We start from the raw sequence: 26,351 nt of genomic DNA, 5'->3' as shown, positions 1-26,351 counted from the left end.
CTGAGCCACAAGGAACGCATGAAGAACGCAGTGAACGACGGCGTCTGGTCCGGCACCTGGGTCGCACGGCGACTCGGTGTCGAACTGGAGGGCGACGAGCACCTGACCGACCTGCTGGGGATGGCGCTGCGCCGCAACCCCAAGCGGGCCCATCTGCTGGTCTCGAAGGTGCTCGGCAAGCACGTCCCGCAGTCGCCCGCCGTGGTCCACGGCCATGGACTCCGGCTCGGCCACCGGGTCCGCGCCCTGCTCGGGGACGCGGAGGCGGCCCGGGCGGTCGTCCTCGGGTACGCGGAAACCGCCACCGGCCTCGGCCACTCGGTCGCGGACGGCCTCGCCCTCGCCCCGTACCTGCACTCCACCCGCCGCCCGGTCGCCGGGATCACCCCGGCCGGCGGCTTCGAGGAGTCCCACTCCCACGCCACCTCCCACCTGCTGCTCCCCGAGGACCCGGCGCTGCTGGCCGGGGACGGCCCGCTGGTGCTGGTGGACGACGAGTTCTCCACCGGAAACACCGTCCTCAACACCATCCGCGAGCTGCACGCCCGCCACCCCCGGCGCCGCTATGTGGTGGTCGCCCTGGTCGACATGCGCTCCGCCGAGGACACCGCCCGGCTGGACCGGTTCGCCGCCGAGATCGGCGCCCGCGTCGACCTGGTCGCGGCCGCCTCCGGGACCGTACGGCTGCCCGAGGGCGTGCTGGAGAAGGGGCAGGCGCTGGTCGCAGAGCACGAGAGCGAGAGCGCGGGCGCTGAGCCCGGCCCGGCGCCGCACGGCGAGGTGACGCGGGTCGAACTGGGCTGGCCGGCCGGGCTGCCGGACGGCGGACGGCACGGCTTCACCCCGGACCACCGCGCCCGGCTGGAGGCCGCGCTGCCCGCCATGGCCGCCCGGATCGCCCAGGCGCTGCCCGCCGGGTCCCGCCGCGTGCTCGTGCTCGGCTTCGAGGAGCTGATGTACGCCCCGCTGCGGCTCGCGGCCGAGCTGGAGCGGACCGTCCCGGCCGAGGTGCGCTACTCCACCACCACCCGCTCACCCGTCCTCGCCGTGGACGACCCCGGCTACGCGATACGCACCCGCCTCGCCTTCCCCGCCCACGACGACCCGGCGGACGGCCCCGGCGAGCGGTACGCCTACAACGTCGCGGGCGCGGGCTTCGACACCGTGGTCGCCGTCGTCGACTCCGCCGCCGACACCCCCGGCCTGCACACCCCGGACGGCCTGCTCGCCCGCCTCGCGGCGCACGCCCCGCACATCCTGCTCGCGGTGGTGCCCGCCCACGAGCCCCGCCCGACCCACCTTCCCGAAAGGCCGGCCATGCTGCCCGAGCCCCTCCGCGGCCCCGCCTTCTCCTCGTACGCCCCCGACGAGGTCGGCTGGCTGCTCCAGGACCTCTCCGCGGTCAGCCTGGAGGCGCCGACCGAGGAGCGCGAGGAGGCCGTGCAGAACGGCGGCGCGCACTACGCGGAGTCGCTGCCGGTGGAGTACCAGCCCAGCGAGCGGTACCAGGCGCTGTTCCACGCCGCCCTGGACACCTCCGCCGACCGCATCGCCCGCGCGGTCGGCGTGGTCACCGAGACCGTCCTCACCGAGCGCGGCGGCAGCCCGGTACTGGTCTCGCTCGCCCGCGCCGGGACACCCGTCGGCGTGCTCATGCGCCGCTGGGCCGAGCAGCGGCACGGGCTGAAGCTCCCGCACTACGCCGTCTCGATCGTCCGGGGCCGGGGCATCGACGCCAACGCGCTGCGCTGGCTGGCCGCACACCACGACCCGCGCGATGTCGTCTTCGTGGACGGCTGGACCGGCAAGGGTGCCATCACCCGCGAACTCGCGGACGCCATAGAGGAGTTCGAGCGCGCGGAAGGCGTCACCGGCTTCGACCCGGAGATCGCCGTCCTCGCCGACCCCGGCTCCTGCGTGCGCACCTACGGCACCCGCGACGACTTCCTCATACCCTCCGCCTGCCTCAACTCCACGGTCTCCGGCCTGATATCGCGCACCGTGCTGCGCGCCGACCTGGTCGGCCCGGACGACTTCCACGGCGCGAAGTTCTACCGCGAACTCGCGGACGCCGATGCGTCGGTGGCCTTCCTCGACGCCATCTCCGCCCGCTTCCCGGAGGTCCTGGACGAGGTGGACGCGGCCGTCAAGGAACTGCTCGCCGAGGACCGCGCCCCCACCTGGGAGGGCTGGCGGGCCGTGGAGCGGATCAGCGAGGAGTACGGCATCCACGACGTGAACCTGGTCAAGCCCGGCGTCGGCGAGACCACGCGGGTGCTGCTGCGCCGGGTGCCGTGGAAGATCCTCGCCAAGGCGGGCGCGGGCGCCGACCTCGACCATGTGCGGCTGCTCGCCGAACAGCGCGGGGTGCCGGTGGAGGAGGTCGACGACCTGCCGTACACCTGCGTCGGGCTGATCCACCCCAAGTACACGCGGGGCGCCACGGGCGCCGACGGCCGGGCGGTGAACGTCTGATGCCGGTACTGGTGGCCAGCGACCTCGACCGCACCCTGATCTACTCGGCGGGCGCCCTCGCCCTCACGATGCCCGACGCGCGGGCGCCCCGGCTGCTGTGCGTGGAGGTGCACGAGTCCCGTCCGCTGTCCTTCATGACGGAGACGGCGGCCGCGCTGCTGACCGAGCTGGCGGACGCGGCGGTGTTCGTGCCGACGACCACCCGGACCCGCGCCCAGTACGAGCGGATCAACCTGCCGGGCCCGCCCGCCCGGTACGCGATCTGCGCCAACGGCGGCCATCTCCTGGTCGACGGGGTCACCGACCAGGACTGGCACGCCTCGGTGCTGGCCCGGCTCGCGGACGAGTGCGCGCCGCTCGCGGAGATCACCGACCATCTGCGCCGCGCCTCCGACCCGGTCTGGCTGCGCAAGCAGCGGGTGGCGGAGGACCTGTTCGCGTATCTGGTGGTCGAGCGGGAGCTGCTGCCCGAGGAATGGGTGGGCGAGCTGGCCGAGTGGGCCGGGGAGCGGGGCTGGACGGTGTCGCTCCAGGGCCGCAAGATCTACGCCGTTCCGCAGCCGCTCACCAAGGGCGCGGCAGTGCGCGAGGTGGCCCGGCGGACCGGCGCGGAGCTGACGCTCGCGGCCGGTGACTCGCATCTGGACGCCGACCTGCTGCTGGCCGCCGACCGCGGCTGGCGTCCCGGACACGGCGAGCTGGCCGACAGCGGGTGGAGCGCGCCGGAGGTCGGCGCGGTGGCCGAGCGTGGGGTGCTGGCGGGGGAGCGGATCACCCGCGAGTTCCTGCGGGTGGCGCGGGGCGCGGTGGTACCGGCGCGGCTGCCGGCGTAGCGGTAGGGCACGCAGCGGTACGGCACGCAGCGGTACGGCACGCAGCGGTACGGCACCGGACGCTCGCCCGGTGCCGTACCCGAGTCCGGCTCAGCCGCAGCGGCCGCCTCCGCAGCAGCCGCCGCCTCCGCCCGAGGGGGCCGGGGCGGCGGAGGAGCCGCCGACGGCCACCGCCGACAGCAGTTTGACCGTGTCGCCGTGGCCCTCGGGGCAGGTGGCGGGCGCGGCGGACTCCGCCATGGGGCGGCTGAGTTCGAAGGTGTCGCCGCAGGTCCGGCAGCGGTACTCGTAGCGAGGCATGCGCACAGGTTAGCCGCCGGGCCCTCGGGACGGGAGTGTCACTCGGCCTTCGTGTCCGGCCCGCTGACGGCGCGCTGGTCCGGTGTGGTGAGGGCGGGCTGTTCGTGCTCCGCCCCGGGGTGCCGGGTGCGCCAGTAGGGGTTGTCGTGCGGAAGGGACGAGCCGACCCGGCCGTACATGCCGAAGGTCATCAGCAGCAGGCCGACGATGAAGGTGAAGAACACGTTCTGGATCTTGAACGCCAGGAAGTTGTTCTCGGTGTCCAGCAGACCCAGGTTCAGGAAGCCGTTCAGGATGAACAGCAGGCCGAAGACCATGTTCAGGGTCGACGCGAAGTTGCCGCCGATCACCATGCCCACCAGGAGCACCAGGCCGACACAGATGGAGAGCACGCTCAGCGCGCCGTTGGTGTTCAGGCCGGCCACGGTGTCGCTGCCGACGTTGAAGGCACCGATGTGGCCGACCAGGCCGAGGATGCCGAAGACGAGCAGGAAGAGTCCGATCAGGCCCGCGCCGATGCGGTAGACCAGGTTCAGGCGGTGGTCGACGGGCAGGTGCTCGTCGAGCACGGTGCGGTGTCGGCTGGACTGCTTGTCGCGCGAGTGCACTGCTTGTGCGGCCATGTCGCCTCCTCGGGGGCGCGTGCGGAGGCCGTCCCGTACCTCTCAATACTCGCCAGCACCCCACACACCGGCAACAGGGGCGCGGCCGGCGGGCTCACTGACCGGGGCCGCCGCGCTCCTCACGGATCTGCGCGACCACCCGCGCCACCGCGCTCCGCACGGCCTCGGTCTCGGTGAGGAAGTGCCAGTAGTCGGGGTGACGGCCGCTGTCCAGACCGGCGACCGCGCGGTCCAGCCGGGCCACCGCCTCGTCCAGCGGGCGGGCGTGCCGGGGGTCGGGCGCGGTACGGCCCGTCATGGCGAGCCGCTGGGCGTCACGGAGCGCGAACCTGGTCCGCTCGATCTCCTGCCGGGGGTCCTTCTGGACGGCGTTCAGCCTGGTCAGCCGGTCACCGGCGGCCGACACCGCCTCGTCGGTGGTGTTCAGCAGGGCCCGTACGGTCGACAGCAGCGAGGTGGCGTCCGGCCAGCGCTGGGCGTCCCGGGCGGCGCTGGCCTCGCTCAGCTTGCGCTCGGCCTGGCGGACGTTCTCGGCGGCCTGCTCGGGCACATGCTGGAGGTCCTGCCAGCAGGCGGCCGTGAACCGGCGCCGCAGCTCGCTCAGCACCGGCTCGACCTGGCCGCTGCGGGTGGTCAGGGCCTGGGCGCGGGTGCCCAGACTGACCAGACGCCGGTCGATCTCGGCGGCGCGCTCCGGCAGCCGCTCGGCCTCGGCCCGGATCGCCCCGGCCTCCCGCTGCACCCGCTCGGCCCGCTCCAGCGTGGCCGCCACGCCGTGCTGTCCGGCGCCCTGGTTCAGCCGGGTCAGCTCGGGGGCGAGGGCGGCGAGGCGGGCGGCGAGGTCGTCCGCGCTCAGCCGGTGCTCGCGTACGGCGTCCAGGGCGTTGCTCGCGCCGAGCAGGGCCTGGCGGGCGCGCTCCACGGCGGGGGCGAGGCGGGCCAGCTGGGTCTCGGCGGTGCCGAGGAGGGGGCCGAGGGAGGTGCCGAACCGGTCCAGCTCTCCCTTGACCCGGACCAGCTCGTCCTTGGCGGCGGTCAGCTCGCCACGGGCGCGGGTCGCGGTGCCGGCGTCGAGGTCGTCGCGGTCGAGGTCCTGGGCGTCGACGGCCTGGATGTACGTCTGGCTGGCCTCGTCTATGCGCCGGCCGAGCGCCTCGAAGTCGGCGACGGCGCGGCGGGCGGCGGGGGAGTCGTCGACGACGGAGATGGTCTCGATGGAGATGCGCAGGTCCCGCTGGGCGGTGTCGAGTTCGTAGAACGCGGCCGCCGCGGCGTCCTTCGCCGCCTGCGCCTCGGCCCGCTGGCTCTCGGCCCGCCCGCCGAACCAGCGCCGGGTGCCACCGCCGGCGAACGCCGAGGCCAGGGTGAGGGCGGCGAGCACGGGGAGGCTCATCAGGGTGAGGGTGTCCCGCAGGGGGGACGGCGGGTGCGGGTTGGTCTGCGCTGCTGGCGTGCCCGGTGTCGCCGTCACATCCCTCTCCCGTGCCGTGGTTCGCGCTGGGTGGTGTCATTCTCCCACCCGTTGAAGACGAACACACGGCCCGGTCAGTTCACCGCCGGCCCCGCCGTTTCCGGCGTTTGCGGGACACCGCCCGGGGCAAGGTAGGCTGTCGACTCGTCCGGGCCACGTGCCGGGACGCACGGGTGCGTAGCTCAGGGGTAGAGCGCCTGCCTTACAAGCAGGATGTCGGCGGTTCGAAACCGTCCGCGCCCACGCAGGTCAGAGGCCCCTTGCTTGATCAGCAAGGGGCCTTCTGGCATTGCTGCTACGCCTCCTCCACCGCGTCCCTCGCACTTTCGAGGAGAGATCTGCAGCTCTCATCTCTGGAAATGTAGTTCTTGTCGATCCGGAAGATATTGTCCAACATCTCTTCTGCTTGGCCCGGTGGCCCGTATTCATGGAGAGTCACGGCTGCAGCGGAAACCACTCGCGCCCGCAGGCAAAAGTGCGGTGCCCCTTTGGGGAGGTACCGATGCGGCCTTTTGGCGGACGTGAGATCGAACATGTCGAGAACGCGCATGAGGGCCGGAAGACCCGGATCGGACTGTCCGGAGGCGAGGGCATAGGCGGCAACGGCTTCCGTCGCTTCGCCCAGGGCCAGCAGTGAGGGAATCGGGTCCGCGTTGTGCATTCCCATGATGAACGGGAGCGATTCGCTCGCCATGTCCAAGGCTTTTACTGATATGCCATAGCCTTGCGACAGGTCATCGTCGGCATAGAGGACCCTTGCGATGTAAGTCAACGCCCGAGCGGACTCCCGCAGAGCTGTCAACGAGGGCCAATTGAAATTGAATGGCCAATCTTTGGGTAGATTTTCCTTTGCCTGATCGGCTCCTGCCAGAATGTGAGGCAGGAGTAGCTGTGCGATGCGCCGGAAGTCTTCCGGATCTTTCTCCGAACTCTCGCTGATCTCCATCCACAGCGACGACACGGCCCAGTATGTCCAATGCTGCATCTGTCGAGTGGACAGCTGACTCCTCACGGTCTGCTGTACAAGACCGTGGACGTATAGGTGCGAGTCGTCCGCCGAGATGAGAGACTGCTGAACCAGCGCAGCGATCAGGGCGTTGTACGACAATTCATGGCGTACCTTGACCCTGAATCGGTAAGGCGCCCGCGACCCGATGTCCCAGTGTTTCGAACGCGGATTGTCCAGCAGTCTCGGCAGTTGCCGGGGGATGGCGCTCCCGGAGTACAGCGAACAGAGTTTGAGTAGATCTCTCGCCCCCTTGCATGTACGCTCCGCGCGTTCCACGGCCAGAGAGTACGTGGCTGTCACCGACTCGTCCCGGTTGAACGCACGCCCGGCTTCCAGCATGTCGGGCGTGTTCTTCTGGAGCATGCGCAGGTATGTCTCGGCGCCGATACGGGTTTCCCGCATGTAGCTCGCCGCCTGATCGATCGCCAAGGGAACATTGTGCAGCCGTTCGGCGATCTCGTGGAGCACTTGTGGTGAGCCTTGGTTCTGGTTCCGCAGGAAGGAAACAGAGTCCGTGACGTCCCAGTCGTTCAACTCCAGAAGTTCCGCGGGCGCTCTGAGCGCGTCACGGCTCGTGATGATGACATGTCCTCTGGAGGCCGTCGCTGGGAGAAAATCCTGAAGCCTGGACGCCTCGTTCACATCGTCGAAGACAAGCAGCCAACCGTCGTTGTGCGTCAGCCACGTGGAAACTCTGAGCCGGGCGTGCAGGGGGTCGCTGCCGAGACCGAGGGCAACGGCCATCGCGTCATAATCCGCTGCCAGCACCTCGGACTGGCCGGACCGAATCCACCAGACGAAAGTGTGAGATGAGTGGTTCTTCTCCACGTACGCGGAAGCGAGTTGAGTCTTACCCACCCCGCCGGGGCCCACGATTCCCACCCGGTGGGCGCGGTGGAGTTTATCCGAGAGGGACCTCATGTCGTGCTCTCGGAGCTGATACCTGGGGCTCAGGGGAGGTGTGCGTCCGCTTGGTCCGTCCACGGGCAAGGAGGTCCGAGCGCGTCCGGTCATCCTGCTCACCAGGAGCGAGAGCGAGGTCTTCAACCCGCTTCGCGGTGACTCTTCCCGATCCGCGGTATCAGAGCCCGGCGAGAGTCTGGGCGGAATCGACCCCGTCACCGTGAGGGGCCTTACCGGTATGTGCGCCGCAGCGACCACGTCCGTTCCGGTCACGCCGTTCGCGTCGGCATGCTCCAGGACTTCCGCGGTGAGAGGGGTTGCCGCCAGGTAGTCCGGCAGGTTCGAGTTCGACTGCTCCACCTGGACGGCCACGATGCTGCCCTGGCACCAGGCTGCGGCACCGGACATTCCGGTCCAGTAACTCGTGTCGCGCAGCGGAGGAAAGCGTTCCCGCTCCGGACGCAGGCGGACCTGTCTGTCCTTGGAGGCCGCGTACTCCGAGAGCTTTATCTCGCCGTCCACTTGTACTGGGTTACGCACAAGCCTTCCCGACTCACGCGTGTCGCCGGCCCTGGGCCACCCGAACATCACGAAGGCGAGCCGGAGTTCGCTGGTCGAGTCGGTCGGAAGGGTGGCGATGGACGCGGGGGCGAGCACGGGGCCCTCCGCCACGGGCGCGTGGATCAGCGCCACATCGGCCTTGCGGTTGCACCACGCGATGGATGCGTCTGTCTCCCGACCGTGGATGTCACGGACGAGGAGGCGCCCCGAGTCCGGCGCCATAGGCAATATGTGCGCGCAGGTGAGGAAGAGTCCTGCTCCGATTTGACAGCCGGAGCCATAGGACCGGGACCCGCCCGGCGACGTCGGGCGGAAGATGACTTCGACCGCGCGCGCCGCATCGAAAGGCATCGCGAACCCGTTTCAGTCCGGGATCACCGTGTCGCCGGTGAGAAGTGGGGTGCCGTCGGCGCTCACCGGCGTGATCGGCACCGAAAGGCGATGGGTGTGCGAGTCGCTACGGGACTTCTCGCCTCCCGCTTCCAGCACCCAGACCTTCAGGCCACCCTTCTTGCCGCTGACGCGCTGTACCTCCACTTCCAGTTCGAGCATCACCTCGCCGACCTGGAAACGGATGTCCGCCCCCTGCGCTTCCTCGATGGAGGTGGTCAACTCCTGCCGCACTGCGGCGATCGTCTCGGCCAGCCCTATTCTCTCCATCGCTCCCCCATGTGAGTCGGGCTCCTGACCGCGCACTCTAGCCGCGAACCGGCCGTGCGGTTCGGTCATCGAGAACATTCCCCACACCTCAGGACACGGCGCGCTCCAGCCTGCGGCCCGGTGCCACGAGGCCCCTGGCGCCCCGGGTCCGTACCGCTACGGACCCCGGCCCGGGTGCCGTCGCTGATCCGCGACCGAGGGCCGGGCCACGGGGGCGTGCTTCAGCTCCGCGCGGGCCTGTACTCGGTCCGGGGCCGCGATCTCGGTCCAGTAGCGGTGGCCGGTGATGAAGACCGCGAGTTCGTCGGCGGTCCAGCCGGGGACGCGGGGCGTTCGATCTTGCGCCAGCGACTTCGTCCCGTGGTCCGCCCTGGCGGGCCTCGCCTGGGCGGCCTACAGCGCGGCCCTCGGCTACGGCGCCCGCCGGCTCGGCGCCACCTGGCTGGCCACGGCCGTCTCGGTCGGCGTCGGTGCACAGAGAACAGGCGGGCGCGTGGGCGAAGAGCGCCTTGCAGGCGTGATCGGCGAGGCACGGGCCGCACGCCTGGGGAAACCAGTGCTGCCCACCCTCCGTGACCCGCTCACCGAGGTCGATGGCGACGGCCAAGGTCAGAGATCCGCCACCCCATACGCACGCGCGACCGGCAACCCGCTCCTCGGGGAGGCCGTCGGGGTCCGGGAGCACCAGGTACGGCAGCAGTTCGGCGGGGATGTCTGCGGGCGGGCGCCCTGTTGGCGTGGCCTCAGCAGCAGCGCATCGGTACATCTCGGCTCCGTTCGGCCGGTCATCCGGTCTCGTGATGGTGAAGCGCGTCGCCAGGACGTAGGAACCTCCGCCGTATCCCACTTCAGGACGTCCTACGTGAGACAGAACGTCCCTGTCGGATTCCGGGAGAGGAGGAACCGAAGTTGCCCAATGAACGGCTACGCGCAGCCATCGCCGCTGGGGGCTGGACGCACGAGACGCTCGGGCGGGAGGTCGGCGTCGACCCCAAGAGCGTCGAACGCTGGGTGAACAAGGACCGCGTGCCCCGTCAGCCTGCGGCCCTGCGTGCGGCTGAGCTGCTCGGCGAGGACGTCCACGCGCTGTGGCCGGCCCTCCAGCAGCCGAGGAGGGCCCGCGCGATCAGCCCTGAGCTGGTCGCCCTGTATCCGCGTCGTGCCGACCTGCCGATAGCGGCCTACATCGAGCTGTTCGCCCAGGCACGCGAGCAGATCGACGTTCTCGTGTACGCCGGGGTCTTCCTGCACGAGGGCTACCCAAGCCTCAACGAATTGCTGGAAGAACGGGCCGCAGCAGGGTGTGACGTGCGCATCGCGGTGGGCGACGCCGACAGTCCGGCCGTACAACAGCGCGGCCAGGAGGAGCAGTTCGGGCACGGTATCGAGTCCAGGTCACGCCTCGCCCTCATGCACTACCGGCCGTTGATCACCGTCCCCGGCATCCAGGTCCGCACCCACGCGACGACGCTGTACAACTCGGTCTACCGGGCTGACGGCCAAATGCTCGTGAACGGCCATGTGTGGGGAGTCAACGCCTACGGGGCACCCGTCTGGCACCTCAGACGCGTGGAGGACGGCGGTCTCTTCGACACCTACGCGGCCAGCCTCGATGCCGTGTGGAGCGCGGCCCAGCCAGTGGAGGAACAGTCATGTCCCGTCGCACCGAGTACTACGACGACCCGAACGCCCCCACGCCGAACAGCCTCGTGGTCGCGGCCTCCGCTGTCGTGACCGATGGGCAGGGGCGGGTGCTGCTTCAGCGGCGGCGGGACAACGACCTGTGGGCGTTGCCCGGCGGCGGCATGGAGATGACCGACTCCCTCCCCGGCGCCGCGGTGCGGGAGGTGAAGGAGGAGACCGGACTGGACGTCGAGGTGACGGGGCTGGTCGGCACGTACACCGATCCTCGGCATGTCATCGCCTACAGCGACGGTGAGGTGCGCCGGCAGTTCAACGTCTGTTTCCGGGCGCGCCTGACCGGCGGAGAGCTGGCCGTCTCCGACGAGTCCACCGAACTGCGGTGGGTCGCCGCCGACGAGATCGCGGCGCTCCCGATGCACCACACGCAGCGGCTGCGGCTGCGGCACGCCTTCGAACAGCGGGTGGAGCCGTACCTCGGCTGAGCCGGGGACTACTCCTGTCCGTGGGCGTGCTTCAACTCCGCGCGGGCCTGCACCCGGTCCGGTGCCGCCACCTCGGTCCAGTAGCGGTGGCCGGTGATGAAGACGGCTAGTTCGTGTTCGCGGCGGCGGAGTTTTTCCACCTCGGCCTGTTCGTCGGCGGTCCAGCCGGGGGACGCTGGGCGTTCGATCTTGCGCCAGCCGGTGTCGTCGGTGAAGCCGTCCAGCGGGGCGACCGACCAGGGCAGCCGCTTGAGCAGGGCCGACAGCTCGGCCCTGATCTGGTGCAACTCCTCCTGCCCGGCGAGCAGGTCACTGGGGAAATCATGGGACGCAGGCACACGGCAATGGTACGCCTGTTCGATTTTCAGTGGCGAGCTTCGCCGGGCAGTTCATACGAACGAGTGGCCTCAGCCGACGTCGCCGCCCAGCTCCTTCACCAACCGCGCGGCCACCGGCACCGGCACCCCGTGCCGCCCGGCCGCGCGCAGCAACGCGCCCCCGATCGCGTCGAGTTCGAGCGTGCGGCCCGCCTCCGCGTCCCGCTGCATCGAGGACTTGGCGCCCGGCGGGAACATGTCGTACCGGGCGAGCGACCGGGACGGGTCCGCCGGGGCGCCGCAGGCGCGGCTGACGGCCGCCGTCTCGGCCACCAGGGCCTCCAGCTCCTGCCGGTACCGCGTGCGGACCTCGCCGATCGGCACGCCGTACCGGGTGGTGAGCAGGGCGAACGGCGCGAGGAAGCTCATCTTGGCCCACAGGGCGGCCGTCTCGTCCTCGACCACTCGCGTCGTTACCCCGGCCGCCGAGAGGGCCGTGGCCAGGGCGTCGAGGCGGGGCCGTACCGTCGCCGCGCCCGCGAGGTCGACCTCGGCGAAGGGGCTGCCGTGTTCGATCACCACGCCTTCGCCCGGCCCGGCCGGGACACGGGTGGACTCCACACGGATCGTCGCGGGGGCGACCAGCTCGGGCGCGTAGAGGGTACGCAGCTCCGCCGGGTGTTCGACGCCGTTCAGCAGCGGTACGACCAGGGCATCACCGAGCACGGCGGGCGGTACGCGGGTCAGGGCCGCGTCCAGCGTCGTGTGCTTGACGGTGATCAGGCAGGCGTCGACCGGCTCGCGCAGCTCCGTGTCCGCCTCCACGGCCGCGCCGAAGTCGCCGAACTGCCCGCTGCGGACCTGAATTCCGTCGCTCCGCAGGGCGTCCGCCGTGGCCTCCCGCGCCAGGCAGATCACCCGGTGCCCGGAACGGGACAGCAGGGCGGCGAGAAGGCCGCCGACCCCGCCAGGGCCCAGTATCGCCACCGTGGGCTTGCTCGTCATGAGGTGTCCTCTCCATCGGTCGGCCCCGAGATCCGGTGGCCGCCTGGAGCCGATCATCGTTCATGCGCGGCCCGGCTGGAGGAGACTTGAGACATGTGCCGGAGTATCAAGACGTTGCGGCCGCCCGTGTTGCCCGGTGAGGCCACCGAGGACGACATCCGCGCCGCCGCGCTGCAGTACGTACGCAAGGTCTCGGGCTTCCGGGCCCCCGCCGCGCACAACCGCGAGGCGTTCGACCGCGCCGTGGACGCCGTCGCCCAGGCCACGGCGGAACTGCTGGGCACCCTGGAGGTACGGGGGCGGCCGGTCCGGGAGGAGCCGGCGTGAGCCGTCGGCTCAGGACTCCGCCGGCTGGCGTCGCATGAAGTACGCCGCCACGGCCCCCGCCCCGCACAGCGCCGCTACCGAGACGGCCGTGGCCAGCCATGCCGTGCCCAGCCAGCGGGTGCCGTAGTAGCCGAGGGCGACGCTGTAGGCGGCCCAGGAGAGGCCCGCGAGGGCGGACCAGGGGACGAAGTCGCGGGCGCGGCGGTGGGCGGCGCCCGCGCAGAAGGAGACGACCGAGCGGCCTGCGGGGGCGAAGCGGGCGAGGACGACCAGCGCGCCGCCGCCCCGCGACAGTGCCTCGCCGAGACGTTCCTGCGCCTTGGTCAGCCGCCGGGAGCGGGCGATGGCACGGTCCAGCCGCTCACCGCCGCGCCAGGCCAGCCGGTACGCGACCAGGTCGCCCAGCACGGAGGCCGTCGTCGCCAGCAGAATCAGTACGAGGATGTCCGGCACGTCGTGCGGGACCTGGCCCGCCGCCGCGCCCGTGCCGGCCGCCGCCGCGGTGGCCGCCGCGATGACCAGTACGCCGCTGGGCAGCACCGGCAGAAAGACGTCGAGCAGGACCGAGACGGCCACCACGGCGTAGATCCATGGACCGGCCGTCAGTGACCCCACGCTGTCCAGCACGATGACTCCCCGTCGTTCCCCCGATTACAGCCATACAGCGTACGCCTGACCCGTGACGGGAGGTTCATGGGGGGACCAAGTGATCAACACAACATGTTCACGTCACCGGGGTGAAGGGCCGGCTCATACGCCGCGTTCACCCGTGCGGCGCGCCCATGGGGCGGCCGGGGTCCATGTCCCTTACCAACGTGTGGGGAGCTAACACAGCTACGGGAAAGAAGGTGTGCTCCATGCTGGCAACCCTGAGTGCGGTGGCGGCGGCGGTGCTGCTGGGCGGCACCACCAGCGGCTACACCGTCGACGCCGAGGGTCGGTTCGCGCCGCCCGCCGCCTTCATCCCCTCGGCGGCGGTGACGTACGACCAGTCCTACGTCCCGGCCGCCGCCTCCATCCACGTACGCCAGCACACCGGCACGGGCGGTGTCACCACCGTCGACCTGCGCATCACCGGCGTACGCCCCCATCACTCGTTCGGGGCCTACGTCCATGAACGCCCCTGCGGCGCCCTGCCCGCCGACGCCGGTGCCCGCTACGAGAACCGGCCCGGCGCCGCCGACGACAACGAGGTCCGGCTCGACTTCACCACCGACGCCCAGGGCGCGGGCGGCGCGAGCGACCGGCACACCTGGGGGCTGCGGCGAGGCGAGGCCGCCTCCGTGGTGATCCAGGACCGGCCGGGCGACGACGCCACCCGCGTCGCCTGCTTCACGGTGCCCTTCGGCTGGGTCACGGAATAGATGACGGAAACGGAATAGATGACGGAACAGGTGCGGGGCCAGAGCCGTCCTTCGGGGGCGGCTCTGACCCGTCAGCCAGGACTCCTCAGGCCGCTATCGGCTCCCGCACCCCCTCCTCCGCCGGAGTCACCCGCCGGGACGCCACCACCCGGTCCAGCCCGAACGCCCCCGAGCCGGTGAAGATCAGCAGGAAGAAGGTCCAGCAGAACAGGACCGACAGCTCGCCGCCGTTCTGGATGGGCCACAGTGCGGCCTGCTGGTGGACGTCGAAGTAGGCGAACGCCATCGAACCGGAGGCGATGAGGGCGGCACCGCGGGTGCCGAGGCCCAGCAGGACCAGGCCGCCCGCGACGAGCTGGATCACCGCCGCGTACCAGCCGGGCCAGGTCCCCGCCGCGACCGTGCCGCCGTGGGTGCCCACGGCACCGCCGAGGACGCCGAAGAGCGAGGCGGCGCCGTGCACGGCGAACAGCAGGCCGATGACGATGCGGAAGAGCCCGAGCGCATAGGGCTGGGCGGCGTTGAGACGTGCGGACATGGGGGGAGGTCTCCTCTTTCGGGGCCGGGTGTGGGGCGGCGGGTACCGAACGAGGACCCAGGTTAGGTATGCCTAATCCATACTTGCAAGTTCAACATTCGGCCATGATCGTGGCGGATGAGGCCGAAGTTGCGCGGGGGTGCTCCCGGAAACGCCAACAGCCCGCCCCGGCCGGGTGGCGGGGGCGGGCCGTAGGGGCGGGTTGCCGTCAGCAGCCCGACAGGTAGCTCGTCAGCGCGCTCTTCTCGGCGGAGTCCACCGAGAGGTTGTAGTAGTACTTCACCTGCACCCAGGCGCGGACGTAGGTGCAGCGGTACGAGGTGAGGCTCGGCATCCAGGTGGCCGGGTCCTGGTCGCCCTTGGACTGGTTGACGTTGTCGGTGACCGCCAGCAGCTGGGGCCGGGTGACGTCGTTGGCGAAGCCCTGCCGCTGCGCGGTCGTCCACTGGCTCGCGCCGGAGTCCCACGCCTCGGCCAGCGGGACGAGGTGGTCGATGTCCACGTCGGAGGCCGCGCCCCAGGTCGCGCCGTCGTACGGGGAGTACCAGCTGCCGCCGGTCGCCACGCAGGCGGAGTCGGTGGTGACGTTCGTGCCGTCCCGCTTGAGGATGTACTCGCGGGTGTTGCAGGTGCCGCTGATCGTGATCCAGGTCGGGAACAGGTCCCGGTTGTAGCCGGTGCGGTTCTCGGTGGCCACGGTGAGCTGCGAGAGGTAGCTGCGGGCGGTGGCGCCGCTGACCGGGGTGGGCAGGGCGGCCGAGGCGCTCGGCGAGTTGAGCAGGGCGGCGGAGGCGAGCAGACCGGTGGCCGCGGCGACGACCCCGAGCCGTCGACGCGCGTAGAACCGGGACGAGCGGGACATGCGGAACATATGAACTCCCTTGTGGGGTAGGAGTGTTGGCGCACGGGCAGGGGAATGCTCGCCGGGACGCGTTGCGGTGGGGTGAGCGCTCGGTTAGAAGCTAGTGACGCGTTCATGACACGACAAGGTTCATGACGGAACTTTCACGTCCCGTACCATGGACGGTGCAGAAGGGGAGTAGCTCTTCGCCGGACCGTCGACATACTGCTCAGCGAGCCTGAGCCGGCGCCCGGAGACGGAGTCCCGTGGGACCCGCCAGCGAGACCTTCGGCAAGCAGTGCACGCCCGTGCCCTTGAGGCGCGGGTGCCCAGTGTGCTGCCGTGCCGAGGTGTCTCACGCGCAGATCCGCGCGACTCTCGGTGGGGCGGCCCCGACCGATTGAGGAACCTTGATCAGCATCACCGTGACGGCGCTCGTCTTCGGCGTCATCTTCCTCGCCGAACTGCCGGACAAGACCGCGCTCGCCGGTCTCGTCCTCGGCGCCCGTTACCGCGCCTCGTACGTATTCGTCGGCGTCGCCGCGGCCTTCCTGGTGCATGTCGTGCTGGCCGTCGCGGCGGGCAGCGTGCTGACCCTGCTGCCGCAGCAGATCGTGCACGCCCTCACCGGCGTCCTCTTCCTCGGCGGCGCGGCCGTACTGCTGCTGAAGCGGGACGAGGGCGAGGAAGAGATCAAGAAGCCCGCCGACCAGTCCTTCTGGAAGGTCGCGGGTACGGGCTTCATGCTCATCCTGGTCGCCGAGTTCGGTGACCTCACCCAGATCATGACCGCCAACCTCGCCGCCCGTTACGACGACCCGATCTCGGTCGGCCTCGGCGCGGTGCTCGGCCTGTGGGCGGTGGCCGGGCTCGGCATCGTCGGCGGAAAGGCCCTGATGAAGCGGGTGCCGCTGCGGCTGATCACCCAGATCGCGGCCCTGCTGATGGTCGGCCTCGGCGTGTGGAGCCTGTACGAGGCCATCGCCGGCTGAGCCCGGTCGGCGCCGCTCGCGGGAGGCGTGGTGGCGGGATGCGGTCCGCGTTTTGTACCGTAGAGGAACAAAGTGGCTCCCGCCCGCTTCCCCTGACCGGCGGGCGGGGCCGCCTTGTCCCCTTCCGGGCCCCCTCCCACGGGGGCCTCGCGTCTTTGGAGCTGCCGATGGCCACCGAACCCGCCGTTCTCACCGCCCGCGCCCTCCTGCTCGACATGGACGGCACCCTCGTCAACTCCGACGCCGTGGTCGAGCGCATCTGGCGAGGCTGGGCGGCCGCCCAGGGGCTCGACGGCGACGAGGTGATGAGCGTCGTGCACGGCAGGCAGGGGCACGCCTCCATGGCGCTGCTGCTCCCCGGCCGCCCGGTCGAGGAGAACCGCGCGGACAACGCCCGCATGCTCGCCGCGGAGACCGCCGACATGGACGGCGTGATCGAGGTCCCCGGCGCCACCGCCTTCCTCGCCGCCCTCACCGGCATCCCGCACGCCCTGGTCACCTCCGCCGACGTGGCCCTCTCCACCGCCCGCATGGCCGCCGCCGGGCTCCCGCTGCCCGAGGTCCGCGTCACCGCCGAGTCGGTCGGCGCCAGTAAGCCCGACCCCGAGGGCTTCCTCAAGGGCGCGGCGGAACTCGGCGTCGACCCCGCCGACTGCGTGGTCTTCGAGGACTCCGGCGCGGGCATCGCGGCGGGGCGGGCGGCCGGGATGCGGGTCGTGGGCGTCGGCCCGCGCGCCGCAGAGCACGGGCCGGACGTGACGGTACGAGACCTGACCCAGGTCCGGGTCGCGGCGCTGCCCGACGGCCGGGTTCAGCTCACCGTGGGCTGAGCCCGAGCTGATCCACGGGGCGCTCGACGCTGGTGGACCGGAACACCGAGCACCTGAAGCGGTGTCGCGAGGTGAGAACGCGGTACAGGATGCGCGGGATCGTCTGTTGGCGTTGATGGAGGCGGCATGAGCGACGACCGGATGTTCACGGACATGGACCGTGCGAAGCAGCGAGTGCGCGAGCGCGTATGGGACGTCCTGGACGCGGGCGGCGCCGTCCACGACAGCACCGCGCACGGGCGCATCCCGAACTTCGCCGGATCGCAGGCGGCAGCCGCCGCGCTCGGCGAGCTGGCCGCCTGGAAGCACGCCAGGGTGATCAAGTCCGTGCCCGACAAGGCCCAGCTCCCTGTGCGTGCTCTCGCGCTGGCCGAAGGCAAGACCGTCTTCATGGCCGTGCCCAGGCTCGCCGACCGCCACCCCTTCTATCTGCTCGACCCCGAGGCCCTGACCGTCCCGCCGGCCGAAGCCGCCTCCAGCCGAGTCGCCGCCGGCATCGCTCCCAAGGTGGGCGTGGACGGCCTCCGTCCCGTGGACATGGTCGTGCTGGGAAGTGTTGCCGTGAACCGGGCCGGGGTGCGCATCGGCAAGGGCGCCGGTTACTCCGATCTCGAGTTCGCGTTCCTCACCGAGGCCGGGCTCATCGGTGACCACACCGTCGTCGTCACCACCGTGCACCGGCTTCAGGTCCTCGACGAGGAACTGCCCGCGACCGCGCACGATGTCGGCGTCGATGTGATCGTGACGCCCGAGGAGATCATCACCTGCTCCTCGCCGCACCGGCCGTCCGGGCTGATCTGGGAGCATCTGGACGCCGCGAAGATCGCCTCCATCCCGGTGCTCGCGGCTTCCCGTCCCCCATACGGCCGTACCCCAGCCCTGCCCGACGGCCCGGTCGTGCCGGACTGAGCCACGGTTTCCCGCCCCCGAGCGCTTCGTCCGTCACCGCTCCCGACAGGCCGTAATCGCCCCCACCGCCGACCATGGAAGCCGGGCATCCGAGCCTCGGGAGGTCTTCATGGCCCTGGACACGCATGGCGCTGCCGAGGAGGTGCGCCGGGGTGAGCACGTGAGTGGGAACGTGCTCGTCTCCATCGGGGCCCTGCTGCTCGGGCTGCTGCTCGCCGCGCTGGACCAGACCATCGTGTCGACGGCGCTGCCGACCATCGTCAGCGATCTCGGCGGGCTGGAGCATCTGTCCTGGGTCGTCACCGCGTATCTGCTGGCGTCCACCGCCGCGACCCCGCTGTGGGGCAAGCTCGGGGACCAGTACGGGCGCAAACGGCTGTTCCAGCTGGCCATCGTCATCTTCCTGATCGGCTCCGCGCTGTGCGGCATGGCGCAGAACATGCCCCAGCTCATCGGGTTCCGGGCGCTCCAGGGCCTGGGCGGCGGCGGGCTGATGGTGCTGTCGATGGCGATCGTCGGCGACATCGTCCCGCCCCGCGAACGCGGCCGCTACCAGGGGCTCTTCGGGGCCGTGTTCGGTGCCACCAGCGTGCTCGGACCCCTGCTCGGCGGGCTGTTCACCGAGCACCTCAGCTGGCGCTGGGTGTTCTACGTCAACCTGCCCATCGGCATCATCGCGCTCGTCGTCATCGCCACCGCCCTGCACATCCCGCGCCGCACCTCACGGCACGCCATCGACTACCTCGGCACCCTGCTGATCGCCTCCGTCGCCACCTGTCTGGTGCTGGTGGCCTCGCTCGGCGGGACGACCTGGCCGTGGGCGTCCGCGCAGATCATCGGGCTGGCCGTCGTGGGCGTGCTGCTCGCCGTCGCGTTCGTCGCGGTGGAGCGGCGGGCCGCCGAACCGGTGCTGCCGCTGAAGCTGTTCGGCATCCGCACCTTCACCCTCGCCGCCGTGATCAGCTTCATCGTCGGCTTCGCCATGTTCGGCGCGATGACCTACCTGCCGACCTTCCTCCAGATCGTGCACGGCATCTCGCCCACCATGTCCGGCGTGCACATGCTGCCGATGGTGGCCGGGCTGCTGCTGACCTCCACCGTCTCCGGGCAGATCGTCAGCCGCACCGGCCGCTGGAAGATCTTCCCCGTCGCGGGCACCGCCGTCACCGCCCTCGGCCTGCTCCTGCTGCACCGGCTCGACGAGCGCAGCTCGACGCTGGAGATGAGCCTGTACTTCTTCGTCTTCGGCCTCGGTCTGGGCCTGGTCCTCCAGGTGCTCATCCTCATCGTGCAGAACGCGGTGTCCTACGAGGACCTGGGCGTCGCCACCTCCGGCGCGACCTTCTTCCGGTCCATCGGCGCCTCCTTCGGCGTCGCCATCTTCGGCACGGTCTTCTCGAGCCGCCTCGGCGACAAGCTCACGGAAGCCTTCCGGGGCGTCCGGCTGCCGCCCGGCATCTCGCCGGACGCGCTGGAGGCCGACCCGCGCGGCATCGGCGCGCTGCCGCCCCCGCTGCGCCCGGCCGCGCTGCACGCCTTCTCCTCGTCCATCACCGACGTCTTCCTCTACGCGGCGCCGGTCGCGTTCGCCGGTTTCGTGCTGGCCTGGTTCCTCAAGGAGGACCGGCTGCGGGGTTCGGTCACCGCGCCGGACGCCTCCGAGACCATCCCGCCCAACCCGGTCCACCGCTCCTCCTACGAGGAGGTGTGCCGCGCGCTCTCCACGCTCGGCACCCGCGAGGGACGGCGGGAGATCTACGAGGAGATCACCGCCCGCGCCGGGTACGACCTGCTGCCCGCCGCGAGCTGGATGCTGCTGCGGATGCGCAAGCACGGCTGCGTGGAGCCGTACATGCTCGCCGAGCGCGGTCCCGTCCCGCTCAGCACGGTGCTGGCCGCCGGCCGCCAGGTCGAGGAACGGCGGCTGGCCGCGCGTGATGGTCTCGAGCTGTCGCTCACCCCGGCCGGGGCGGAGGTCGCCGAGCGGCTGGCGCAGGCCCGCGAGGACTCCCTGTCGGAGCTGCTGGGGGACTGGTGGGAGCCCGGACGGCCAACGGATCTGGTGCAGTTGGTGAAGGAACTCACCGCCGAGCTGTGCGGCTCCGAGCGGGAGCGGCCGCAGGGCGGGCCGGTCAGGAAGCCCGGTTGAGGGTCCCGGCCAGGTCCTTGGTGAACCAGTGCTCGGCGTACTGGTCGGTGTTGTGCCGCTCGGTCTCGACGTAGCCGAGCCGGGCGTACAGGGTGCGTGCCTCCACCAGGTCGCCGCGCGTGTCCAGGATCAGCCGCCGGGCGCCGAGCGCGCGGGCGGCCTCCTCGGCGGCGGAGACCAGCGGTGTGGCGCCGCCCCGGCCGCGCATGTCCTGGTGCAGGAAGACGCGGGTCAGTTCCGCGGTGTCCGGGGCGAGCAGCCGTACGCCCGCCGAGCCGACCGGTTCGCCGCCGTACCGTGCCACCAGCAACTCGCCGTTCGGCGGGGCGAGTTCGGCGCCGGTGGTGGCCGCGATCTCCCGCTCCAGCTCGGCCGGGTCGGTGCGGTGTCCCTCGTGCAGGAGGTACCAGCGGTCGCTGACCTCGGTGTAGTACGCCCGCCAGAGGGCGGCGGCCACGGGGGAGTCGTACGGCTCCGGGGCGATGGTCCACGTCGTCATGCGGACCATCCCAGCGGGGCGGGCGGGGCGCTGGCAAGCCTATTTCAGGCGCCGCCGGTCTCCCGTAGGCGCCGCCACTCGCCCACGACCTCGTCCACGTCGTACGGCTTCCTGCCCAGTGGCGGGCCCGGCGGCGGACGGAACATCATGTCCCGGATCTTGACGTTGACCGCGGTGATGATCTCCCGGACGGCTCGCTCCGAGGGCGCCGCGTACGCCGCCGCGAGCGCGTCCTCGGCCTCCTTGCGCAGGGCGAGCGCCGGGGGCAGCACGGCCAGGCCCTCGCGGGCCATCTTCCGCTTGACCCACCACAGTTCGTCGTACGCGCCGTCCAGTCCGGCGGGCAGCGGCTGACCCGCGCCGGGCAGCTCGTCGAACTCGCCGCGGCGCTGCGCGGCGGCGATCTGGTGGTCGACCCACGACTCGAACGGGACACCCGGTGGCTTTCGCTCGGTCATGACCCCCATTGTGCCGGACGTGGGCGAGCCGGGCGTTCTATCATGCGGCGGCGGTGCGGCGATCTGGTGTCCGCACCAGGAGGCTTCAGGGGGAACACGCGTGCTCGAACTCACCATGGCCGCCGTCTCGAGCGAGGAAGCGGGTGCCACGGCAGGCATGACCATGGCCGAGGCATCCAGCGAACCGGGCGCCGCACTGCGCGTGGGCCGGGACGGGGCCGTGTGCCGGCTGGTCACCCCGGAGGACTGGCTCTTCGTCTCCCGCGTCCACCTGGAGTTCCTCTGCGGCCCCGACGGCGGCTGGCAGCTCTCCTGGCTCCACGGCTCCCAGCCCGACCCCTCCTCCGAGGTCCGCCTCACGGTCGGCGAATACGCCCAGACCGTCCCCTACGGCGGCACCGTCCGCCTCCCCCGAGGAGCCTCCGGTGAGGTCGTCATCCAGGACCGCACGGCCCCGCGCAGCGTGAACGTGGGCTTCTATCACGAGCCGTGAACCGGCTACCCCACCACCCGCGCCAGCGCGAAGCCGTCGTAGCCCTTGGGGCCCACCGTCTGGAGGGCGGTGCCGGTCAGGCGGGGGTGGGTGGAGATGAGGTCGATGGCGGTGCGGGTGCCGGTGATGGCGGGGTCGGTGCTGGTGGCGTCGGTGACGTGGCCGCCGCGGACGACGTTGTCGAGGACGATCAGGCTGCCGGTGCGGGAGAGGCGCAGCGCCCACTCGACGTAGTGCGGGTTGTTCGCCTTGTCGGCGTCGATGAAGACCAGGTCGAAGGGGGCCGGGTTCTCGTCGGCCAGCTTGGGGAGGGACTCCAGGGCCGGGCCGACCCGCACGTCCACCATCCGGTCCAGGCCCGCCCGCGCGATGTTTCGGACGGCCACGTCGGCGTGTTTCGCGCTGTGCTCCAGCGTGACCACGCGGCCGTCCGCCGGGAGGGCGCGGGCCAGCCAGATGGTGCTGTAGCCACCGAGGGTGCCGATCTCCAGGACCGTCCGGGCGCCCTGGATCTGCGCCAGGAGCTGGAGGAACTTGCCCTGGGTGGACGTCACCGCGATGGGCGGCAGCCCGGCCGCGTCCGAGTCGCGCAGGGCCGCCCGCAGGGCATCGTCGTCCGGTGCGAGACGGCTGGCGAAGTAGAGGTCGACGTCGTCCCACAGCTGCGACTCGCTCATGCGTGTGCTGCCTTTCCCGAGTGTCCGCGCAAAGCCTCTGCCAGGGTCCATGGTGTTCCCCCCGGATGATCCCAGCGCCGCGCCCCGGAGGGGTGGAAAGACAGAAGTGGGCGCGGGAACCGGCCATTCGGTTCCCGCGCCCACCTCCGCCGGAGCCGGCTACTGCCGGCCGGCCTCCACCGCGGGCGGCGAGCCCGGCAGCGGACGTCCGGCGGACTCGCTCATCCGCCACACCGCGAAACCACCGATGACGGCGGCCGCCATCATGTAGTACGCGGGCATCATCAGGTTGCCGGTCGCCCCGATCAGCGCGGTGACCACCAGCGGGGTCGTACCGCCGAACAGGGACACCGAGACGTTGAAGCCGATCGACAGCGAGCCGTAGCGCACCCGCGTCGGGAACAGCGCCGGAAGGGCTGCGGGCATGGCCGCGGTGAAGCAGACCAGCAGCAGACCCAGCGCGCCCATGCCGAGCGCGACGGCCAGCAGGCTGCCCTGGCGGATCAGCAGCAGCGCCGGGATGGACAGGAACAGGAAGCCCGCGCAGCCCACGGCGATCACCGGACGGCGGCCGACACGGTCGGTCAGGGCACCGGCGAACGGCTGGACGATCATCATCAGGGCCATCACACCGAGCACGACCAGCAGACCGTGCGTCTCGTCGTACTTCAGCTCACTGGTGAGGAAGCTCGGCATGTACGACAGCAGCATGTAGTCGGTGACGTTGAAGACCAGCACCAGGCCCATGCACAGCAGCAGCGACTTCCACTGGCCCGTGACCATCTCGCGCAGCGGCACCTTAGGCCGGTTGGTCTCGGCCTTCTCCAGCTCGGCGGCGAACGCCGGGGTCTCCTCCAGGCGCATCCGCAGGTACAGGCCGATGATGCCCATCGGACCGGCGATCAGGAACGGGATGCGCCAGCCCCAGGAGAGCAGGTCGTCGGAGGAGAGCAGGGCGGTCATCAGCGTGACCAGGCCCGCACCGCCGATGTAACCGGCCAGCGTGCCGAACTCCAGCCAGCTGCCGAGGAAGCCGCGCTTCTTGTCCGGGGCGTACTCGGCGATGAAGGTCGAGGCGCCCGCGTACTCACCGCCGGTGGAGAAGCCCTGCACCAGGCGGGCCGCCAGCAGCAGCAGCGGTGCGCCGACGCCGATCGAGGCGTAGGACGGGATCAGGCCGATGGCGAACGTGCCCGCCGCCATCATGATCATCGTGACGGCGAGGACCTTCTGGCGCCCCACCCGGTCGCCCAGCGGGCCGAAGACGATGCCGCCCAGCGGGCGGACGAGGAAGGCCGCCGCGAAGGCGCCGAACGTCGAGAGGAGCTGTGCAGTCGCGTTTCCGGAAGGGAAGAAGACTTTGCCCAGGGTGACCGCGATGTAGCTGTAGACGCCGAAGTCGAACCACTCCATCGCGTTGCCCAGCGCGGCCGCCTTGACGGCACGCTTGACGAGCGCGGGATCGGTGACCGTGGGCTCTGCCTGGGCCTTCGAGGTCCGAAGATCCTTCGGACGGGGACTGACAGCGGTGGCGGCCAAAACGGAACTCGCCTGCCTTTCGACGGGGACACGGACAACGCCGGACGACGACGGCGATGACGCGCGTCAGGCAGAAAAGAGACGATAGGAGAGTTTCGGCCCCTTACGTCCTGTGGGCGGATCGTTGCGTTCTGCAAAGAAACCGCCTCTACGCTGGTCGTCTGCCCCGTTCCCCGCGCATGATCCCGGCCAAAAATGTGATCCATATCGCGCCGTGGGACGGAAACCGCGCCCTCCTCGGACTATCGTCTTCCGGACAAATAGGGGGAGGACGTCCGGTGGACCGAAGGCTCCGGCGTCCTACGTACGGGGCGAGTGGGCCCCTTAGGGTTCGCCGGGGAACCCGGCGCGCGACGCGCGAGACGCGATGGGGCGGGAGGCCACGAGCCGTGATGGACGTGGAGCGCAGCGGGCGGCCGGCGGACACCCTGGCGGCGGCCGGACCCGGACCACGGCTGCGCGCCGCCCGGCTCGCCCTGTGGGCGGTGGCCGCGATCCTCGCGGTACGGCAGATGGCCCTCGTCCTCACCAGCCCGAGCAGCCGGCGCCTCACCGACCTGGAGACCTGGGCCGGCCCGCAGGGCGTCCTGCATGTGAACGGCTCCCTGTACGACTCGACCCGGTTCACCGGCACCCCCTTCGCCGGCCTGGTCCTCAAGCCGCTCACCCGCGCCGCCGAACAGGCCCTCGGCTGGGGCTGGACCTTAGGCACCCTGCTGCTGGTCGTCGCCCTCGGCCTGGTCGCCGCCCGCGCGCTGCCCCGGCCGGTCGGGCGCCGCACCGCCCTGCTGGCCGCGCCGGTCGCCATCAGCCTGCTCATGGTGTCGCTGCCGGTCCGCAACACGCTGTGGCTCGGCCAGACCAGCGTCATCCCGGTGCTGCTCGTCCTGCTGGGCTGCTTCACCGTGCGCGGCGAACGCGCCGGAGGCGTGCTCATCGGCCTCGCCGCCGCCCTCCAGCCGACCGTACTGCTCTTCGCCCCGCTGCTGTGGTTCGCCGGCCGCCGCCGGGCCGCGCCGATCACCGCCGCCACCTTCGCCGGGGGCACCCTGCTCGCCTGGGCCGCGATGCCCGGCGACTCCTTCGCCTACTGGGTGCACCACATGGCGGGCGCCGGCCTCGGCGGCAGCGCCGACGCGCTCGCCAACCAGTCGCTGCATGGCGCCCTGCTCCGGCTCGGGCTCAGCGGCCCGCTGGAGATCGCGCTCTTCCTGCTGCTCGGCGCCGCCGTCGCCGTCCTCGCGCTGCGCCGCGCGGTGGGCTACGCCCGCGACGGACAGCTGCTGCTCGCGGTCGCCGTCACCGGCTGCGCCGCCGTCGCCGTCTCCCCGACGACCTGGCAGCACCAGCTGCTGTGGGTGCTGCTCGCGGTGGTCGGCCGGGTCGGTACGCGGGCCGCCGACCGCACCGTCTGGCCGGTCGCGGTGGTCCTGGTGACCACCCTCCCGGCGACGATGATGCTGCCGAACACCCCGGTGATGTACCCGCTGCGGGACAACCTCGTCCTCCTCGCGGCCCTGGCCGCCGCCACCGCCGTCCCCTTCCTGCCCCGCGCCTCCCCTTATTACGACGCCCCGGTGCCCACCGAGTACGCCCGCCAGGTCCCGGCCCGGCTCAGACACGTACCGCTGCTGCCGTTCCTGCGCCGCTCGCTCACCCGGCCCAACCTGCTGCTGGAGCTGCTGCTCATCCGCGTCACCTACGCCGCCTACCAGCAGGTACGGCTCGCGGCGACCGGTGGCAGCAACGAGGTCGCCCGCGCGACCGCCGAGCACCACGGCCACCTGATCCTCGACGCCGAGCGGTTCCTGCGCATCGACATCGAGCACGCCGTCAACCACGCGGTCGTCCAGGTGGGATGGCTGCGCGGCTTCCTGGACTTCTACTACGAGTCCTTCCACTTCGTCGTCCCGCTGACCGTCCTCGCCGTCCTGTACTGGCGCCGCCCGGTCGACTACCGCTGGGCCCGCACCTCCCTCGGCTTCGCCACCCTGCTCGCGCTGATCGGCTTCTGGCTCTTCCCGCTGGCCCCGCCGCGCCTGATGCCGGGCCTCGGCTTCGTCGACACCGTGCACGGCGTGCAGGACCTCGCCCACCCGGACTACGGCGCGATGACCGCGATCACCAACCAGTACGCGGCGATGCCCTCGCTGCACTTCGGCTGGTCCCTGTGGTGCGGGCTGGTCATCGCCATGCTCGCGCCCCGCTGGTGGATGAAGGCGCTCGGGCTGCTGCATCCGCTGCTCACCGGCACCGCGATCGTCGCCACCGCCAACCACTGGGTGCTGGACGCGGTCGGCGGCGCGCTGGTGGTGGGCGGCGGCTTCGCCCTCGGGTACGCGCTGATCGGACCCCGTGGGATCGCCGCCGACACCGGCGAGGTCGGACGGCCCCCCGGCCAGCGCAAACCCCAGGCGCAGGAACAGCCGGTCACCTCCGGCTGAGCCGGGAA

General features: G+C 71.2%; 26 protein-coding genes, 1 tRNA gene and 1 pseudogene. 13 read left to right on the top strand and 15 right to left on the bottom strand.

Translation table 11 applies throughout. From position 1 onward, the window contains the following. Positions 1 to 18 precede the first annotated feature (18 nt). A complete protein-coding gene (locus tag ACIGA3_RS02680; RefSeq protein WP_399709739.1) occupies positions 19 to 2,475 on the top strand; it encodes a phosphoribosyltransferase in 2,457 nt (818 codons plus the stop codon). Further along, the gene (locus ACIGA3_RS02675; protein WP_399709736.1) at positions 2,475 to 3,308 is read left to right on the top strand and encodes an HAD family hydrolase; all 834 of its coding nucleotides are present in this window, start codon (positions 2,475 to 2,477) and stop codon (positions 3,306 to 3,308) included. The genes ACIGA3_RS02680 and ACIGA3_RS02675 overlap by 1 nt, the downstream gene beginning before the upstream one ends. Positions 3,309 to 3,398: 90 nt before the next feature. Here ACIGA3_RS02675 and ACIGA3_RS02670 read toward each other — a convergent pair whose 3' ends face one another. The 3 genes from ACIGA3_RS02670 to ACIGA3_RS02660 form a co-directional block, all read right to left on the bottom strand. Beyond that, positions 3,399 to 3,608, bottom strand: a complete 210-nt coding sequence (locus ACIGA3_RS02670) for a zinc ribbon domain-containing protein (RefSeq protein ID WP_399709734.1) — start codon at positions 3,606 to 3,608, stop codon at positions 3,399 to 3,401. A 38-nt stretch (positions 3,609 to 3,646) separates the two neighbouring features. Next, positions 3,647 to 4,231: a DUF4383 domain-containing protein gene (locus tag ACIGA3_RS02665; protein ID WP_399709731.1), complete on the bottom strand. Its 585-nt coding sequence runs from the start codon at positions 4,229 to 4,231 to the stop codon at positions 3,647 to 3,649. 94 nt (positions 4,232 to 4,325) lie between these two features. Then, positions 4,326 to 5,702 (bottom strand): hypothetical protein, encoded by a 1,377-nt coding sequence (locus tag ACIGA3_RS02660; RefSeq protein WP_399709729.1) that lies wholly within the window; start codon positions 5,700 to 5,702, stop codon positions 4,326 to 4,328. Between the two features lie 171 nt (positions 5,703 to 5,873). Here ACIGA3_RS02660 and ACIGA3_RS02655 point away from each other — a divergent pair. After that, positions 5,874 to 5,945: transfer RNA gene (locus tag ACIGA3_RS02655), tRNA-Val, on the top strand. Positions 5,946 to 5,997: 52 nt separating this feature from the next. Here the strand turns inward: ACIGA3_RS02655 and ACIGA3_RS02650 are convergent. The 3 genes and pseudogenes from ACIGA3_RS02650 to ACIGA3_RS02640 all read right to left on the bottom strand — a co-directional run. Then, positions 5,998 to 8,397: an NB-ARC domain-containing protein gene (locus ACIGA3_RS02650; protein WP_399709726.1), complete on the bottom strand. Its 2,400-nt coding sequence runs from the start codon at positions 8,395 to 8,397 to the stop codon at positions 5,998 to 6,000. 141 nt (positions 8,398 to 8,538) lie between these two features. Continuing rightward, positions 8,539 to 8,913, bottom strand: coding sequence for a trypco2 family protein (locus ACIGA3_RS02645; RefSeq protein WP_399709724.1), 375 nt, complete (start codon positions 8,911 to 8,913; stop codon positions 8,539 to 8,541). 78 nt (positions 8,914 to 8,991) lie between these two features. Next, positions 8,992 to 9,182: pseudogene (locus ACIGA3_RS02640) on the bottom strand (hypothetical protein); the annotation flags it as partial. A 562-nt stretch (positions 9,183 to 9,744) separates the two neighbouring features. Between ACIGA3_RS02640 and ACIGA3_RS02635 the strand changes: the two are divergent. Together ACIGA3_RS02635 and ACIGA3_RS02630 are read left to right on the top strand one after the other, a co-directional pair. Next, complete coding sequence (locus ACIGA3_RS02635) at positions 9,745 to 10,569, top strand: XRE family transcriptional regulator (protein WP_399709723.1); 825 nt, start codon at positions 9,745 to 9,747, stop codon at positions 10,567 to 10,569. After that, positions 10,488 to 10,961: an NUDIX hydrolase gene (locus tag ACIGA3_RS02630; RefSeq protein WP_399709721.1), complete on the top strand. Its 474-nt coding sequence runs from the start codon at positions 10,488 to 10,490 to the stop codon at positions 10,959 to 10,961. The genes ACIGA3_RS02635 and ACIGA3_RS02630 overlap by 82 nt, the downstream gene beginning before the upstream one ends. Positions 10,962 to 10,969: 8 nt before the next feature. On the opposite strand, the gene ACIGA3_RS02625 is transcribed toward ACIGA3_RS02630, so the two are convergent. Both ACIGA3_RS02625 and ACIGA3_RS02620 read right to left on the bottom strand, forming a co-directional pair. Continuing rightward, entirely contained in the window at positions 10,970 to 11,299 is a 330-nt protein-coding gene (locus ACIGA3_RS02625) for a hypothetical protein (protein ID WP_399709719.1), read from the bottom strand. Between the two features lie 69 nt (positions 11,300 to 11,368). Beyond that, positions 11,369 to 12,283 (bottom strand): ketopantoate reductase family protein, encoded by a 915-nt coding sequence (locus ACIGA3_RS02620; protein ID WP_399709717.1) that lies wholly within the window; start codon positions 12,281 to 12,283, stop codon positions 11,369 to 11,371. 93 nt (positions 12,284 to 12,376) lie between these two features. Between ACIGA3_RS02620 and ACIGA3_RS02615 the strand changes: the two genes are divergently transcribed. Further along, complete coding sequence (locus tag ACIGA3_RS02615; RefSeq protein ID WP_399709715.1) at positions 12,377 to 12,610, top strand: DUF2277 domain-containing protein; 234 nt, start codon at positions 12,377 to 12,379, stop codon at positions 12,608 to 12,610. 9 nt (positions 12,611 to 12,619) lie between these two features. Here ACIGA3_RS02615 and ACIGA3_RS02610 read toward each other — a convergent pair whose 3' ends face one another. Further along, complete coding sequence (locus ACIGA3_RS02610) at positions 12,620 to 13,237, bottom strand: DedA family protein (protein ID WP_399709713.1); 618 nt, start codon at positions 13,235 to 13,237, stop codon at positions 12,620 to 12,622. A gap of 230 nt (positions 13,238 to 13,467) precedes the next feature. On the opposite strand from ACIGA3_RS02610, the gene ACIGA3_RS02605 reads away from it, so the two are divergent. Then, positions 13,468 to 13,974 (top strand): superoxide dismutase family protein, encoded by a 507-nt coding sequence (locus tag ACIGA3_RS02605; RefSeq protein ID WP_399709710.1) that lies wholly within the window; start codon positions 13,468 to 13,470, stop codon positions 13,972 to 13,974. Between the two features lie 85 nt (positions 13,975 to 14,059). Here ACIGA3_RS02605 and ACIGA3_RS02600 read toward each other — a convergent pair whose 3' ends face one another. Together ACIGA3_RS02600 and ACIGA3_RS02595 are read right to left on the bottom strand one after the other, a co-directional pair. Beyond that, complete coding sequence (locus ACIGA3_RS02600) at positions 14,060 to 14,512, bottom strand: DoxX family protein (RefSeq protein WP_399709708.1); 453 nt, start codon at positions 14,510 to 14,512, stop codon at positions 14,060 to 14,062. A gap of 208 nt (positions 14,513 to 14,720) precedes the next feature. Further along, positions 14,721 to 15,374 (bottom strand): HNH endonuclease family protein, encoded by a 654-nt coding sequence (locus ACIGA3_RS02595; RefSeq protein ID WP_399710770.1) that lies wholly within the window; start codon positions 15,372 to 15,374, stop codon positions 14,721 to 14,723. A 389-nt stretch (positions 15,375 to 15,763) separates the two neighbouring features. On the opposite strand from ACIGA3_RS02595, the gene ACIGA3_RS02590 reads away from it, so the two are divergent. The 4 genes from ACIGA3_RS02590 (at position 15,764) to ACIGA3_RS02575 (ending at position 20,233) form a co-directional block, all read left to right on the top strand. Continuing rightward, positions 15,764 to 16,345 (top strand): TMEM165/GDT1 family protein, encoded by a 582-nt coding sequence (locus tag ACIGA3_RS02590; protein ID WP_399709706.1) that lies wholly within the window; start codon positions 15,764 to 15,766, stop codon positions 16,343 to 16,345. Between the two features lie 167 nt (positions 16,346 to 16,512). Continuing rightward, positions 16,513 to 17,175, top strand: a complete 663-nt coding sequence (locus tag ACIGA3_RS02585; RefSeq protein WP_399709704.1) for an HAD-IA family hydrolase — start codon at positions 16,513 to 16,515, stop codon at positions 17,173 to 17,175. Positions 17,176 to 17,301: 126 nt separating this feature from the next. Then, complete coding sequence (locus tag ACIGA3_RS02580; protein WP_399709702.1) at positions 17,302 to 18,084, top strand: 5-formyltetrahydrofolate cyclo-ligase; 783 nt, start codon at positions 17,302 to 17,304, stop codon at positions 18,082 to 18,084. A gap of 55 nt (positions 18,085 to 18,139) precedes the next feature. After that, positions 18,140 to 20,233 (top strand): DHA2 family efflux MFS transporter permease subunit, encoded by a 2,094-nt coding sequence (locus tag ACIGA3_RS02575; protein WP_399710768.1) that lies wholly within the window; start codon positions 18,140 to 18,142, stop codon positions 20,231 to 20,233. Here the strand turns inward: ACIGA3_RS02575 and ACIGA3_RS02570 are convergent. Further along, positions 20,217 to 20,732: a GNAT family N-acetyltransferase gene (locus ACIGA3_RS02570; RefSeq protein ID WP_399709700.1), complete on the bottom strand. Its 516-nt coding sequence runs from the start codon at positions 20,730 to 20,732 to the stop codon at positions 20,217 to 20,219. The genes ACIGA3_RS02575 and ACIGA3_RS02570 overlap by 17 nt on opposite strands. Positions 20,733 to 20,776: 44 nt before the next feature. Beyond that, positions 20,777 to 21,190 carry a DUF1992 domain-containing protein gene (locus ACIGA3_RS02565; protein ID WP_399709697.1) on the bottom strand — a complete coding sequence of 138 codons (414 nt, stop codon included), beginning with the start codon at positions 21,188 to 21,190 and terminating at the stop codon, positions 20,777 to 20,779. Between the two features lie 100 nt (positions 21,191 to 21,290). Here ACIGA3_RS02565 and ACIGA3_RS02560 point away from each other — a divergent pair, with 100 nt between their 5' ends. Next, positions 21,291 to 21,683 (top strand): hypothetical protein, encoded by a 393-nt coding sequence (locus ACIGA3_RS02560; protein WP_399709695.1) that lies wholly within the window; start codon positions 21,291 to 21,293, stop codon positions 21,681 to 21,683. 5 nt (positions 21,684 to 21,688) lie between these two features. On the opposite strand, the gene ACIGA3_RS02555 is transcribed toward ACIGA3_RS02560, so the two are convergent. After that, the gene (locus ACIGA3_RS02555) at positions 21,689 to 22,360 is read right to left on the bottom strand and encodes an O-methyltransferase (protein WP_399709692.1); all 672 of its coding nucleotides are present in this window, start codon (positions 22,358 to 22,360) and stop codon (positions 21,689 to 21,691) included. Positions 22,361 to 22,519: 159 nt separating this feature from the next. Beyond that, positions 22,520 to 23,899 (bottom strand): glycine betaine/L-proline transporter ProP, encoded by a 1,380-nt coding sequence (proP, locus tag ACIGA3_RS02550; RefSeq protein WP_399709689.1) that lies wholly within the window; start codon positions 23,897 to 23,899, stop codon positions 22,520 to 22,522. Positions 23,900 to 24,291: 392 nt separating this feature from the next. Between proP and ACIGA3_RS02545 the strand changes: the two genes are divergently transcribed. Further along, positions 24,292 to 26,343: a bifunctional glycosyltransferase 87/phosphatase PAP2 family protein gene (locus ACIGA3_RS02545; protein WP_399710766.1), complete on the top strand. Its 2,052-nt coding sequence runs from the start codon at positions 24,292 to 24,294 to the stop codon at positions 26,341 to 26,343. Positions 26,344 to 26,351 lie beyond the last annotated feature (8 nt).

Origin of the sequence: Streptomyces sp. NPDC085596 (genome assembly GCF_044541565.1) — a bacterium.
In the GTDB taxonomy this organism is placed as follows: Bacteria; Actinomycetota; Actinomycetes; order Streptomycetales; family Streptomycetaceae; genus Streptomyces.
The sequence above is the reverse complement of the archived record's forward strand: the minus strand, read 5'-3'. Positions and strand labels throughout refer to the sequence as shown.